13 protein-coding genes and 1 tRNA gene are annotated in these 13,645 nt (G+C 57.9%); 5 read left to right on the top strand and 9 right to left on the bottom strand.

Going from position 1 to position 13,645, the window contains the following annotated elements:
* Nucleotides 1–42 precede the first annotated feature (42 nt).
* Both ACEN2J_RS09270 and ACEN2J_RS09265 read right to left on the bottom strand, forming a co-directional pair.
* On the bottom strand, nucleotides 43–264 hold the full coding sequence (locus ACEN2J_RS09270; RefSeq protein ID WP_442105213.1) for a MerR family DNA-binding transcriptional regulator: 222 nt from the start codon (nucleotides 262–264) through the stop codon (nucleotides 43–45).
* Between the two features lie 134 nt (nucleotides 265–398).
* The gene (locus ACEN2J_RS09265) at nucleotides 399–509 is read right to left on the bottom strand and encodes a DUF4260 family protein (protein ID WP_442105211.1); all 111 of its coding nucleotides are present in this window, start codon (nucleotides 507–509) and stop codon (nucleotides 399–401) included.
* On the opposite strand from ACEN2J_RS09265, the gene ACEN2J_RS09260 reads away from it, so the two are divergent.
* The 3 genes from ACEN2J_RS09260 (at nucleotide 494) to ACEN2J_RS09250 (ending at nucleotide 2,628) form a co-directional block, all read left to right on the top strand.
* Nucleotides 494–691, top strand: coding sequence for a hypothetical protein (locus ACEN2J_RS09260; RefSeq protein ID WP_442105229.1), 198 nt, complete (start codon nucleotides 494–496; stop codon nucleotides 689–691). The genes ACEN2J_RS09265 and ACEN2J_RS09260 overlap by 16 nt on opposite strands.
* A 771-nt stretch (nucleotides 692–1,462) precedes the next feature.
* Nucleotides 1,463–1,996 (top strand): sigma factor-like helix-turn-helix DNA-binding protein, encoded by a 534-nt coding sequence (locus ACEN2J_RS09255; RefSeq protein ID WP_442105209.1) that lies wholly within the window; start codon nucleotides 1,463–1,465, stop codon nucleotides 1,994–1,996.
* Entirely contained in the window at nucleotides 1,993–2,628 is a 636-nt protein-coding gene (locus ACEN2J_RS09250; RefSeq protein ID WP_442105207.1) for an NrsF family protein, read from the top strand. Before ACEN2J_RS09255 ends, ACEN2J_RS09250 begins: the two co-directional genes overlap by 4 nt.
* A 228-nt stretch (nucleotides 2,629–2,856) precedes the next feature.
* Here the strand turns inward: ACEN2J_RS09250 and ACEN2J_RS09245 are convergent, their stop codons facing one another.
* The 7 genes from ACEN2J_RS09245 to ACEN2J_RS09215 form a co-directional block, all read right to left on the bottom strand.
* Nucleotides 2,857–4,389: a glucan biosynthesis protein gene (locus ACEN2J_RS09245; RefSeq protein WP_442105205.1), complete on the bottom strand. Its 1,533-nt coding sequence runs from the start codon at nucleotides 4,387–4,389 to the stop codon at nucleotides 2,857–2,859.
* Nucleotides 4,386–5,546 (bottom strand): OpgC family protein, encoded by a 1,161-nt coding sequence (locus tag ACEN2J_RS09240; protein ID WP_442105203.1) that lies wholly within the window; start codon nucleotides 5,544–5,546, stop codon nucleotides 4,386–4,388. Before ACEN2J_RS09240 ends, ACEN2J_RS09245 begins: the two co-directional genes overlap by 4 nt.
* Before the next feature lies 1 nt (nucleotide 5,547).
* The gene (locus tag ACEN2J_RS09235; protein WP_442105201.1) at nucleotides 5,548–6,885 is read right to left on the bottom strand and encodes a tetratricopeptide repeat protein; all 1,338 of its coding nucleotides are present in this window, start codon (nucleotides 6,883–6,885) and stop codon (nucleotides 5,548–5,550) included.
* A 154-nt stretch (nucleotides 6,886–7,039) separates the two neighbouring features.
* Nucleotides 7,040–8,659 carry a thiamine pyrophosphate-binding protein gene (locus tag ACEN2J_RS09230; RefSeq protein WP_442105199.1) on the bottom strand — a complete coding sequence of 540 codons (1,620 nt, stop codon included), beginning with the start codon at nucleotides 8,657–8,659 and terminating at the stop codon, nucleotides 7,040–7,042.
* Nucleotides 8,656–9,918 carry a CaiB/BaiF CoA transferase family protein gene (locus ACEN2J_RS09225; protein ID WP_442105197.1) on the bottom strand — a complete coding sequence of 421 codons (1,263 nt, stop codon included), beginning with the start codon at nucleotides 9,916–9,918 and terminating at the stop codon, nucleotides 8,656–8,658. Before ACEN2J_RS09225 ends, ACEN2J_RS09230 begins: the two co-directional genes overlap by 4 nt.
* 17 nt (nucleotides 9,919–9,935) lie before the next feature.
* Entirely contained in the window at nucleotides 9,936–10,415 is a 480-nt protein-coding gene (locus ACEN2J_RS09220; protein WP_442105195.1) for a YHS domain-containing (seleno)protein, read from the bottom strand.
* 441 nt (nucleotides 10,416–10,856) lie between these two features.
* Nucleotides 10,857–10,931, bottom strand: a tRNA-Asn gene (locus tag ACEN2J_RS09215).
* 317 nt (nucleotides 10,932–11,248) lie between these two features.
* Here ACEN2J_RS09215 and ACEN2J_RS09210 point away from each other — a divergent pair.
* Nucleotides 11,249–12,391 carry a Gfo/Idh/MocA family protein gene (locus ACEN2J_RS09210; RefSeq protein ID WP_442105193.1) on the top strand — a complete coding sequence of 381 codons (1,143 nt, stop codon included), beginning with the start codon at nucleotides 11,249–11,251 and terminating at the stop codon, nucleotides 12,389–12,391.
* A gap of 9 nt (nucleotides 12,392–12,400) precedes the next feature.
* Nucleotides 12,401–13,627, top strand: a complete 1,227-nt coding sequence (gene manD, locus ACEN2J_RS09205; RefSeq protein ID WP_442105191.1) for a D-mannonate dehydratase ManD — start codon at nucleotides 12,401–12,403, stop codon at nucleotides 13,625–13,627.
* The last annotated feature ends 18 nt before the right edge of the window (nucleotides 13,628–13,645 follow it).

The following is a 13,645-nucleotide window of genomic DNA, read 5'->3' as shown; positions in this document are numbered from 1 at the left end:
GCTGTCTCGCAACAACAATTCAACCAGATACGCCGCCAACCTTCAAACCGCCCAAACACCAGATTCAGTCATAGCTCTTTCCCTGATCGGCATGCCGGTGGCTTTCAAGCGGCCCAAGAACTCGATCCAGACCAAGATCGAGGGATCATAGTCGCGCTGTCCCCCAGCATCGCGATTCGCAAAGGGCAACAGGCCGATCCGCTCGTAATAGCGGATAGTATAAGCGGTTAGGCCCGAACGTTTCGCAAGTTCCCCGATCTTCATAACAATCCGATTCTCGTCAAGACGCAGAAACATCTACGGGTTAGAGCGCACTGTAGGTCAAGAAGGTTTTTATGATCAACGAAAGGCGGACCGTCTCGCCTCTTTGCGTAAAACTATCTCTACCTTGGCAAGGCTCATAGCACCCCAAGATCGGTTTGCCGGAACCCGCTGGGCAATTTGGGCCCATAGCCATGCATACGATCCAGACCGATATGCGCGATCCAGATGATTGAGGCGGAGATCAAGCGCGGCGCCCCATAATGACCCCAATCACGGCAAGGGCGGCCAGTCGCAGGCCGCGCGGTGCCACATTGAGACGCTTGAACGCGACCTTGGCTGGACGCTGTTCCTGCGAACGCCCTCCGGATTGACGCCCAACGCATTGGCCCTGTCCTTGCGCGCCTCGGTTGAGGCCATGGAGGCATAATCCGCCACAATTGAGCGGCGCGCGATGCGGAGTTGGTCGCCGTTCTGCCCGAGGTCACTGCAACTTTGGGAATTTGGGTTGGCACCCATCCGGACCTGCGCAAAGAGCCGCAAATATCGCGGGTGTTTGACCGCCTGTGCCGATGTCTGGCGGACTATGTCAAAGACTGCCCAGCCTGAGAACTGCAGTGCAAACCTACGACCGTCTGCGCCGCAGCAAATGTCAGCTATGCTGCCTAAGGACGATAGTCGGACCGCCTGAACGTCCGGCACGGGGACGCCTTTCATAGCGGAGGGTCGTCTCCCGTGCGTTTGGTGGTGACCGCAGAGCACCGCTGTGGAGCCTCCCGCGCCATGAACGCCTTATTCCGGTCAAGCTGGGTGCGCTTGACGACAATGACGCTCTCGGCAAGGAGTGGTACGCTTTCGCCAACCGAGTCGATATTTAGCTGTTCACGAAGCGTCGAGATCCTGAGCATTTTGTGACTGTTGCGTGCACCCGACCGTTCCGCGAGGATTACGCTAGCAAGCGGTGCTAGGAGGCTCCCCAATTTCTGGCGTCTTAAATCACTGTTCATTTACTTGGCGTTTTGTGTCGTCGGTTGGCAAATAACGTGTCGTGGGCTAAGGCTGCACGCGTTGGTTATTGATGCGTTGTGGCCTTTGCCAGACCCCTGCACGTAGCTACCCCCTTAGGGTTGCACATGTTGTTGGTCTAAGGATGTAACATTTCGGATCTTCCCGCGAATTGGAAAGCACGGATGGCGTTTTGATGGATGATTGGGGGCGGTTGCTGACCGCAGCAAATTCTGGCGACGACAGCGCATACAAGCTGTTTTTGCAGGCCGTCGCCCCGGTCTTGCGGGGAATTGTGCGGGCAAAAGGTTCGGCCTTGGGCGACGCGGGCTGTGAGGATGTGATGCAAGAGGTGCTTTTGGCGATCCACTTAAAACGTCATACGTGGAAGCCTGACACACCTGCCCGCCCTTGGTTATATGCGATTGCGCGGTACAAAGTGGTGGATGCGTTTCGGGCACGTGGCAACAGAATCGACATCCCTATTGAGGATTTCGCCGATGCGTTGGCGGCCGACACCGGGCCAGATCTGACCGAGGCGGCCGATATGGCAAAGATGATCGGCATGTTGGACCCGAAATCGGCAGATATTGTGACGCGTATCGGGTTAGATGGGGCCAGCACCGCCGAAACGGGCTTGGCCATGAATATGACTGAAGGCGCCGTTCGGGTGGCGTTGCACCGCGCCTTAAAGACGTTGACCGCCTTGGCGGAAAGGCATGTAAAATGAAAACGGATGATTTTATCCGGGTGTTGGCGGCAGATCGGCGCAGACATCGGCCATTGCGAAACACTCTTTTGATGGCATTGCCGGTGGCTTTGGCGCTGTCGGCGCTTGCGCTTTGGCTGACGCTTGGGTTTCGGCCGGATTTGATGCAGTCGCTTACATTGCCGTTATCGCTGGCACGGTTCTTGGTGACGGGCGCTTTGGGTTTTGCGGGCCTGTATGTTTCCCTGAATTTGGCGCGCCCGAACGGGCGCAAAGGGGCAGGCCTTGGTTTGCTTTTGTTGATCGCCTGTGTGGCATTGGGGCTGATGGCATGGGCCTATATCACCACGCCACCTGATGCGCGGCTGATGGCGACCTATGGCAAAAGCATGTTTACCTGCCTTTTGACCATTCCGGTGTTGTCGATTGTTCCGGCGATTGTCATTTTGACGACGTTGCGGCAGGGGGCCACCACGGTTCCAGCCCTTACGGGGTTTGTCGCGGGGCTGGCGGGCAGCGGCCTTGGCGCGGCGGTCTATGCGATGTATTGCACCGAAGACAGCCCGCTTTTTTACGTAACCTGGTACGGGCTTGCTATTTTAGCCGTCGCGGCAACCAGTGCACTCGTCGGGTCGCGGGTCTTACGCTGGTAGGTTGGGGCATCAGAATTGCTCAAACCAGACCAGTGCCCGCGCTGACCAGCTTTGGGGGATCAAATGGCCCTTGAAGTGCAGGACAAAGTCTAGCTGGCTCGACGGATCACAGCTTGTCCAGCGTCTGATCTGTGTTAGGCTAATTGGGGTGGTCGGGCTGTTGCTACTGTCGAAACTTTGGGGGCAAAGCGGCGGCGTCAAAGCCTGCCATGTCTAACAATAACAGCATCACCGGCTAATCCAACGATTGAGCCAGACCTCTGCTGCCGGTCGCCCGTCGCGCCACAGTTCGGCACGCAATTCAGTTTCGTTCGGGTCGCCCTTAAGGGTGAAATCCAGCCGCATACCGCCTGTTGCAGGGTTGTGCTGCACGATCGGGCTGCTGATCGCCCCACGGCTGGTTGATACGCGCGCCTCAATGCGGGCCGGATCATCGCCAAGCGCGGGGTGGGGCGCGTAATCGACGGTAAAAAGCCGGCCATCCTCAAACACCCGCGCGCCGGTGCGTGTGGCGATGACAGGGGCAACCGCGCCTTCGACCGGCGCCGTCGCACACCAGTGAAGGCGATAGTCGAACTGATATTCGGTGCCTGCAAAAAGGGGGCTCTGGGGCCGCCAAAACGCGACGATATTGTCGTTTATCTCTTTGTCGGTCGGGATCTCTATCAGCATCACAGCGCCTTTGCCCCAGTCGCCCAAGGGCTCGACCCACAGTGATGGCCTACGGTCATAATGTGCGGACAAGTCGTTGTAATCTCCGGGTTTCCGCGCCCGCTGCATCAGGCCAAAGCCACGCGGAGCGCTGTCAACAAAGATGCTGGTTTCGATATTTTTGGGGTTGTTCAAGGGCCGCCAAATCGTCTCGCCCATGCCATTCAGCATCAGCAGGCCGTCGCTGTCATGCACAGCCTCACGGAAATCATCAAAACGGAAGTGGTTGATGTTGTTAAACAAAAACATCGATGTGCCGGAGCCGATGCCAACGCTGTTTAGCTGAGCCCGTGGGAACAGGCGGGCGCTGACCGTCATTTCGGTGACATCGCCTTTGCGGATGTCAAACCGGTACGCCCCCGCGACGGAGGGGCTGTCTAACAGCGCGTGGATGGTGACGGCTGAAGCGTCTGGCGCGGCGGCTTCGATCCAGAATTCACGAAAGATCGGGAATTCCTCGGGGCCAGAGCCTGCGGTGTTCAGCGCCAAACCGCGCGAGGAAATCCCGTAAGCTTGGCCGCGCCCGATTGCGCGGAAATAGCTGGCCCCTTGGAACACGGCATATTCTTGAAATCTGCCTTGCGCCTCGGTCTCGCCCAGCACCCGAAATCCTGCAAAGCCCGTGCCCTCGGCGGGCAGGTCGGGGAATGTGTCGGTGGTGTCGAAATTGGCAAGGTCAAACTGTACCTCGCGCGATTGGCCGCCTTCGACGGCATGGAGGCCAATTTTATGACGAAAAAACAGCCCCGCCACAAAGAATTCGGCCTGTACGGACGATGGGTGATCCCTGTAAAGGGCCTGCCGCGTATCATACCAGATGCCCCGAAACGTATCATAAGACAGGTTTCGCCACGCGGTGCTGACCGAGGGTGGCGGCACGTAGGCGCTTACCGCCAAGTTGCGTGCGCGTGCGGTAACCGTTTCGGGGGTAAAGCCTGTTGTGGGGCCAAAGCGCAGCCCTGCACGCCCATTCGCCTGCGCTTGGTGCAACCCCAATGCTGCAAGCCCCCCGAAAAGGCCCAAAAACTGGCGGCGCGACGCGGCGGTCATGCCTGTTGCCCTCGGGTGGCGGGGGCGGCATTTTTCCACGGTTTGGCCTTGAAAAACGCTGTCACGCGGGCAACGGCGATAATGATAACGACGCCGGCAAGGTTCACGGCAAGAACGGCCAGCGGCCTATTGCCGGCAAGGTTCATCACCGCACCCAAAACCCGCGCCATCACCATCGAGGCCGCAAACACCGCCAGCGATTGCTGGCCGACGCGGCTGATCTGACCAATGGCAAATGCCGCCCATCCCGTTTGACGCAACCTTGCGCCGCCCGGCCCCGCCGCAACCCATGCCAAATAGGCCAACGCCAGAAAATGCACATAGCGCAGCAGGCCAAAGTTGGATTTGTTGATTAGCAGATCCCAGTCGCTGCGCCACGCGCGCACATACGCAGAGACATCGATAATCTTATACCATGCAAACGGCACCGACAGCAGCACAACGGCGATCGCCAGCCAGATGAGCGACCGGCGCACGGGGGGCTGTGGCAGCCATCCTGACATCAGGGCAAAGCCGGTGAAAAACACCAATTGCCACGCGAACGGGTTAAAAAACCACGCCCGTGTTGATGGTTTGGTGAACCACAATTCCGCAGGCAGGTTCAGGCCCGCGTTGGCCGCAAGCCAAAGGATGACGCTAACCAAAAGCGGCAAGCGCACATCGATCCGCGCTAGTGCCATAATCAAAGGAATAAGCCCAAGGATCACCAGATACATTGGCAAAACATCAAAGTAATTCGGCACATAGGTCAGGGTGAACAGGCCGATCAGATTGGGTCCCGTATTGGTTAGAAATGGCAACAAGTTCAGCGCATTCACCTCATTTCGGGGGAAGACGCCGCTGGTGTTTATCAACAGCATCAACACCAAGGTGACGAAAAACACGCCCAAATGCACCCAATAGACCTGCCAAATGCGCAAGACGATTTGCAGCAAACCCATCACCCAACCTGCGCGCCGAAACACGGCACCAAAGGCAAGCGCCGATGCCATTCCCGAACAAAACACAAACATCTCGGTCGCGTCGGAAAAGCCGAACCGCGCGGGGATCCACAAGGTGTAGGGGTTGTCGGTGATATGGGCGATCAAGATTATAAACATCCCTACTCCGCGAAAGAAATCGAGCCGGGGGTCGCGGGGGCGCGATACTTTGATCATCTTAAACCACCTTCAGGCGTGCGGTATCAATAAGGGACAGACGCGCCTCGGCATAGCCATCCAAGGCACCGCCGCGCCGCGCCAAACGGTCGCGCAGCAGGGTTTCTGCCGCATCCAGATTGCCGCCACGGACGGCGGCCTCAATGGTGATGCGGTCAAAAATATCGCGCTGCGCATGGCTGCCGCCGATAGATTGCAGGTCTGACTTGCCTGCGCGCAAATGCTGCCATGCGCCGGAGTATTCACCATTTGCAAAAGCTTGCAACCCTTTGGCGATGTGTAGGCCAGGGTGGGCCGTGACGCGGGCCGCCTCGTTGTCATCGGCTTTATTGGCCTGCATCCGCGCGATCAGACCGGTGGCGGCGGCGTCTCTTTGCCCGCCGCAAAGTGCCAGCATGTAATGCAGGTCGGCAAAGGCAAGGCAGCCATCTGTGGCGCGATGCTCGGCAAGATTTGCCAGCTCTTGCCAGCGGTCGCCAACATCGACGCCCTCCAGCTCTAGCCGCGACAGCAAGGACGCAGCGTTGGACACATCACGGTAATCATCGGTTTTCTCGGCGCGAATATCGGCATCATATTGGGCAAGGGCGGTGTCATATTCACCCAGATCCAAATGCATCAACGCACGGTGCCACCAAACGTGAAAGCGAAAGTTGTTGCAATGCGCCCATGACGCGTCACGGCCTGTCAACCACTCCAGCCCTTCGCGCGCGCGGCCCGTCATATCAAACACATGGGCGACGGCGTGCAGGCCCCAAGCATCATCCGGCGTAAGGGCAATGCCATCACGACCCGCCTTTTCGGCGGCGGCATATTCGCCGGTTTCTTCTAATGTAAAGGCGTGACAGCCCAGCAGATACCCGCGGGTTGGGTGGTCGGCCCATGCGCCCATGACGCCTTCGACAGAGGCCCGCATCGCGCGGGGGTTGCCGATGATGAAATGGAGCGCTTGGACCATTTTCATCGCCAAGGCATCGCGCGGGTTTTCGTTTAACGTAATTTGCAACCGTGCCGCCGCATGTGAAGGGCGCCCTGCCAACCAATCGCCCAAGGCGTGAACAAAGGCCATTTCGCGCGGGGTAGCGGGTGCTGCGGTAATGGCCGCCGCATGGGCCTCACGCGCGATGGTGACCATTTCAGCCCTGCCCAGCAAAAGGCAAGACAGCCCGCGGATGGCCTGCCCCAAGGCGAAATCAGGGGCGGCCGCAAGAACAAGGTTCAGGCTTGGCCCCGTGCTGGCAGAGTGGGACAAAACACCGTGAATGACGTTGTTCCAATCACCGATAACGGCACCCGAGAGCGACGTTTCGATACCACAGAGATCGTCAGACTTTGGCATTGGCAAACCTTTTTTCATAACAAAATACCGGCCTGCACGCGCCGGCGTGCAGGGTGTTCAAATTGCGGTTCGAGAGGGGGGCGTGCATTGTTACAAGGTTGGGCGTTTGTTTCACACATCACACCACCCTGTGATTGTTCGGCCTGAAAATGCCCTAAAAAGCACCGTCATAGGCGCGGCGGGGAATATGCGCTGCAATCAGGGTGAATTGATCGCGCGTTAAGGCGGCAGCCGCCTCGGATGCCAAGGCATCGGCATCTGTGACCGCGACGCCGTGTCCGCCGAACGCGCGGGCAAGGGTCGGGAAATCGGTAGCATAGCCGGGGCCGCCAAAATCCACCCCTAGATTGGGCCGCTGTGTGCCGCGTTGTTTCATCTCGATCAAGGACAGGCTGTCATCCACCAGCACGCAGATGACGATGTTCAGGCCATGCGCCGTCAGCGAGGCCAGCTCTCCCGCGCCCATTTCCAGCCCGGCATCGCCGACAAAGGCCAAAACCGGCACGTCCGGGCGGCCCAGTTTGGCCCCAGCGGCCAAAGGCACTGCGCAGGCCATCGTGCACAGGCCCGATGATTGCAGCATGCCGCGCGGGCTGGGGCTGTCCCACATCTGGCTGACCAAAATGCGGTGTGCGCCACTATCGGCGGTGATGACCGTTTCGGGCGGCATGACGCGGCGCAAGGTATCAAAGACCTGATGCGGCCCCCAATGGGCAGGCGCGGAAAATGCTGCGGCAAGGGCTGCGCGTGCGGTGGCGGGCGCAGCATCGGGCCAGCGCGGCGGGGCGCTGTGTCGCAACGCGGGCAGGGTTTCGCTTAGGCTACCGATCAACACATGCTGGGCGTGGTGCATGCCGTGGCTGCGCGCTTGGCCGGTGATTTCGATGATGCTTTGCCCGTTTCTCCACGGGTTACGCCAACCGATCCGCATTTCGATCGGGTCATATCCCAGCAACAAAATGCAATCGGCCTGCGCCATAAGCGGCATCAAAATGCCATCTGCTTTGGGCGACAGCCCTGCACCGCCAAGGCACAGCGGATCCGCCTCATCCATCAGCCCCTTGCCTTTGTAGGTGGTGATCAAGGGGATGTTATGGTCATGGCAAAAGCGGGTGATCTCGGGGCCAGCCGCGTCATTCACGGCGTCAACACCGGCAATGGCCAAGGGCCGCTTTGACTGCGTAAGCACTGCCAGCGCCGCGTTCAGGGCTGTTACAGGGGGTAGGCCTGCGGGTGTGCTGGCAATCGGGGGCAGGACGGTTTCAGACGATAACGCCTCGGCCACGCCAATCGGCACATCAACATGCACAGGGCCGGGTTGGCCCGAACGCGCCAGCGCAATCGCCTTGGCCATGCCGACAGCGACTGCCCCCTGCGTCAAACGAAAGCTGCCTTTGACCACGGGACGCAGCATCGCTTGGTGGTCAAAAACCTGATGGGTATAGGTTTCTGCCTCGGCCGCATCGACGCAGCCTGTCAAAAAGATCATGGGCACACGGTCTTGCATCGCATTGGCCACCACATTCACCGCATTGGCGACACCGGGCCCCAACGTGGCCACCAGAACGGGCAGCGCGCCCGTCATGTGCCACAGCCCCTCGGCAATAAAGCCACCGCCGTTTTCGTGTTTGACCAGCATGAACCGAAGGCCCGCAGCATCAAGCCCTTGCATCACCGCCAGCACCTCGCCTCCGGGGATGCCAAAGGCGTGGGTGACGCCAGCGTTTGCAAGCGATTGGCCGATGATATCGGCCCCAGTCAGAATAGAGGTCATTCGAGGGGTGTTCCTTCAATCACGCCTGCGTCTTGTAGGGCAAGCAACTCTGCCGTGCCAAGGCCAAGATGGTCTTGGAGAACCGCATGTGTATCGGCCCCAAGCGTGGGTGGGGCCTTGGTATAGCAGATAGGTGTTTTAGATAGTTTCAACGGGTTCCCGATCAAGTCGACAGTGCCTTTGCCCGCGGTCGGATGCGGCATTTGCACCTTCATGCCCCGTGCGGCCACCTGCGGGCTGGAAAAGACCTGTGACAGATCATTTATCGGGCCAGCAGGGATGCCATGCGCCGCGCAAGCAGCAAGCCAGTCTGCCGCCGTTTTGCCCGCTGTCAGGCCCGCGACAAGGCCGATCAAAACGGCACGGTTGCGCACGCGCGCGGCATTGGTGGCAAAGCGGTCATCCTGTGCCAAGCCCGGCGCACCGGCCAATTCGGCAAAGCGGGCGAACTGTGTATCATTGCCAATTGCCAGAATAAAATCGCCATCGCTGGCCGGAAACGTGCCGTAGGGCACGATCGTCGGGTGGTCATTTCCCCGCCGTGGTGGGATTTGCCCATCGGTCAGATGTGCAACCCCTTGATTGACCAGCATGGCCACTTGGGTATCCATCAGGGCAATATCGATATGCTGACCTTGGCCGCTGTTATGGCGGGCCTGAACCGCTGCCAGAATACCGACAACCGCATACATGCCACACATCAAATCGGCGATGCCCACCCCCGCTTTCATCGGCGGGCGGTCAGGCTCTCCGGTCAGGCTCATCAGCCCAGCCTCGCCTTGGACCAAAAAGTCATATCCCGCCCTGTCCGCATTCGGCCCAGTTTGGCCAAAGCCCGAAATTGAACAGTAGATCAGTCGTGGATTGATGGCGGCAAGCGTCGCATAATCCAACCCATAGCGCGCAAGATCGCCGGCTTTGAAATTTTCTACCAAAATGTCGGCCTTAGCCGCAAGGCTTGCAATCAGCGCCTGCCCTTGCGGATCTGCGATGTTAATGGCGACGGATTGCTTGCCACGGTTCGCCGACAGGTAATAGGCGCTTTCGCGCGTGTCGGCCCCTGCCGCATCGGTCATAAAAGGGGGGCCCCAACCACGCGTGTCATCGCCTTTGCCGGGGCGCTCGATTTTTATAACCTCAGCACCCAGATCAGCAAGTAACTGGGTCGCCGTCGGTCCCGCCAGAATACGCGACAGATCAAGGACGCGCAGACCCTTAAGGGTCTGCGCGGTGGTCTCAGAGGCAGGTGTTGCAGTCATCGCTTTTGCGTGTCCAATCAATTCGCGACAGGAGCCGAAGATGAAAAGTCTGGAATTTTGGCATGAGACGCTTCTTTGGGTTCTAGGTCGCCCCATTTTCCATTCGCTTCGGTCAGATTGCCGGGGATGTCCGCTTCCCAAAACCCGACCACATTTTTGGTGATGTTCAGATAGAGTTTATTGTCAACGATGCGCCACAATGTTGGATTACCGGGGACTTTTCCTCCCTGAGCAACGCCATAAGCGCAGTGGCCGTCGTATTGCGGTGCAAATTCCGCAGGATTGGCCAAAAAGCGATCACGGTTTGCCTCATTAGCGAATGCGAATTTTGCACCGTTATAGTCGGTTGTGATGGATGATTTGCCCGCCAGCGGGGATTGCTGCGGCTGGCCAATCTGGGACTGGGGTAAATCGAAATAAGACACGACGTCATAGCCCGACACCGCAAAGCCGGTTTTATCGACGTATTGCTCACCAGCAAAGGCCGTGCCGATCATCCCAATGCTAAAAGCAAGGGCGAGGGTTGTCATTTTGAACATGGTTACCATCCTTTTGTTATGCTTCGGTCAGTTCGTTGGGGGGCGGCCTATGTTACATGTGTGACAGCCAATCACGCTGTCGTGATCTGATGTGACGAAGAGGAGCTGCCGCGGTTTGATACCGCTCATTTGTTAACATTCCCTGCAACACAGGAGATGACCTATGGAACTGAACCGGACAGGCGAATTTTGCAAAGATTGCGGTGCGTATCGCACTGGCCAATGGACTTACATGCAAGCAAAGGGCGGATGATCCGCTGGCAGGCAGGCGATTGCGTCTGAGGATGTATGTTGGTGTCCGATTGCGTTTGGACAGGGATGAAAGGCAGCGGTACAATGCCTTACCCACGAAGCCAAACTATGGCTTCGTTAGGTTTTTTCAACAACTTATGTTGAAATTGGCTCCGGCGGTAGGGATCGAACCTACGGCCAAGCGATTAACAGTCGCTTGCTCTACCGCTGAGCTACGCCGGAACACTTCGAGGCGTATAGCAAGCTGTTTCGCGGACGTCCAGAACCTTTCTGCAAGTTTTCAGGAAATAATTCACAGGACCAAGATGGCATGTATTGGTGCAAAGGAAAGCAGTGTTTTGGCAAGTAAGTCATTAGAAACGCTCAGCCTAAAAACCTTTCGGTAATGTCTGTGTTGGCATCCAAGCCGCGATCTATAGGTATAGCGCGCGTGCGGGCAGCAGAATCTCTGGGCTGTTGGATGCCGACTGGCAATTCAAGATTGTCATGCGGTTCAATCGCAATTACCATACTAGTCAACCAATTTGGAGGGCAGGTTTATGAACCACGGTTTGAAGGTCTTGATTTCTGGAACCGGCTTTGCGGGGCAGGGTCACGCAGATGCATTTCGGGCTGCGGGCTGTGATGTCGTTGGCATCGTTGGCCGTACTCCCAGTGTTGTGGCCGAAGTGGCTGCCAAAATGGCGATCCCGTATTCGGGTACAGATTGGCAAGCCGCTTTGACCGATTGCCAGCCTGATATCGTATCCATCGCAACACCCGGCGGCGCACATTATGAGCCGATCAAGCAGGCTATTGCTTTTGGCTGCCACGTGTTTTGTGACAAGCCGATGACCCATAGCGCCGAAACCGCACAGGAATTGTACCGCTTGGCGCAGCAAAAAGGCATCAAGACGGCCTATGCTGCTAGCTTTCGCTATGCGCCAAGTGTTTTGCACGCAAAGGAATTGGTCGCCTCTGGCGCGATTGGTGAACCCACCGAGGTTGAATGCATCTCGCATTTCAACCTCGAGCGTGAGATTCCCTTTGGTTGGTCGCACCGCGCCGAACAGGGTGGCGGTCGGTTGAACAATAACTTCACGCATACTTTGTCGATTGTGGCCTCGGTCGTGGGCGAGAAAATTCTGCGGATCAATGGCGAGGTGCGCGATGATATGGGCCGCGCGCCGATTGTCGAGGGCGTGCATAACTTTGCCACGCGGCGCAATTTCATACCCAAAGACCTGACGGACCCAGCGCTAAAATGGGGGGACAGCAATGTTGAGTGGTCCTATACCGTGATGGCACAGATGGAGAGCCCGTTTGCCGAAAACCCGGTTTCCGTGCTGTTCAAACACGGCGGTTTGGTGCCGCGTTTCCGCGAAGATCACATTGTCTTTTACGGCACCAAGGGCGCAATCTACCTGAGGGGCCATTACGGCAGCGGCCAGCTTTCGCTTTATGGGGCCGATAAACAGTGGGTTGATCTGCCGCTTCCGCAGCATATCACCGACGCTATTGCCGATGTGTCGGGCGAGACCGAGCAATGCTGGCACTATCTTGCGCGCGAATTCGTGCGCGATATTTCGGGTGAGGGCGTCGCGCCTTATCCGACCTTTGCCGAGGGCAGCCAGTATCAGCAGATCATTGAAATCATCCGTTCGGCCGACAATTGGACCGACCTGTCAGACTTGAAAGCATAGGGGGCGGCGATGAAAATCACGGGTGCAAAAGTCTTTGTGGGCGGTCCGGGCAAGAATTACGTCACGCTGAAAATTATGACGGATCAAGGGGTTTACGGGCTTGGCGATGCCACGCTGAACAACCGCGAAACCTTGCCCGCCGCCTATTTGCAAGACTATCTTATCCCCGCGTTGATCGGCATGGACCCGCGCCGCAGTGAGGATATTTGGCAGTTTTTGTACCGTGGCGCCTATTTCCGGCGTGGCCCGATTGCGATGGCAGCTTACGGCGCCATTGATATGGCGCTGTGGGATATTAAGGGCAAGCTGGCGAACATGCCATTGTACCAGCTGTTCGGCGGAAAAAGCCGTGATGGCGCATTGGTGTACGCCCATGCAACCGGATCGGACCTAGAGGATCTGATGGACTCGATTTCGCATTACGTCGAGCAGGGCTATAAGGCCGTGCGCGTGCAATGCGGCATTCCGGGCATGCCAAGCGCCAGCTATGCAGTGCCGGAAAACAAGGGTGAGGGTAAGCATTACATCAGCGATTTCAGTGGTATATGCCCCAAGGTCGAGATTTGGGATAGCGAGCGCTATATGCGCTATATGCCCGGCGCGCTGGCCGAAATTCGGGCGCGGTTTGGTCCCGATCTGAAAATCCTCCACGATGTGCACCACCGCCTAACCCCGCGAGAGGCGGCCGAATTTGCCAAGGCGGTTGAACCCGTTGGCCTGTATTGGTTAGAGGACCCGACCCCTGCCGAAGACCAAGACGCCCTGCGCCTGCTGCGCCAGCATTCTACCGTGCCCGTGGCAATTGGTGAGGTGTTCAACTCGGTCTATGATTGCAACAAGTTGATTGAGAATGAGTTAATCGACTTTATCCGCCTTGCGGTTACTTATGCGGGCGGCATCACGCCTACCAAACGCATCGTTGATCTGGCAGGGCTGCACCATGTGCGCACCGGTTTTCACGGCGCGCCCAGCCATTCGCCGCTGTGCATGGCGGCGCAGGCGCACCTGAATGCTTGGGCACCCAATTTCGGGATTCAGGAATATCTCGTGCTCGGGACGCCTGAATGTGACGCGCTGTTCCCGTCTGATCACCGGATGGAAAACGGAATGGTTTATGTCAGTGATGCGCCCGGCCTTGGCGTTGATTTCGATGAAAAAGAAGGCGCCCGGTACAGCTATAAACCCGGCAGCCACCCTGTTGTGCGCCTGCAAGACGGCACGATGTGGAACTATTGACAGGCCTAGCTGCTGCGT

Source organism: Pseudorhodobacter sp. W20_MBD10_FR17 (assembly GCF_052119765.1).
Classification (GTDB): domain Bacteria; phylum Pseudomonadota; class Alphaproteobacteria; order Rhodobacterales; family Rhodobacteraceae; genus Pseudorhodobacter.
Note: the sequence above shows the minus strand (reverse complement) of the source record. Positions and strands in the feature narration are given on the sequence as shown.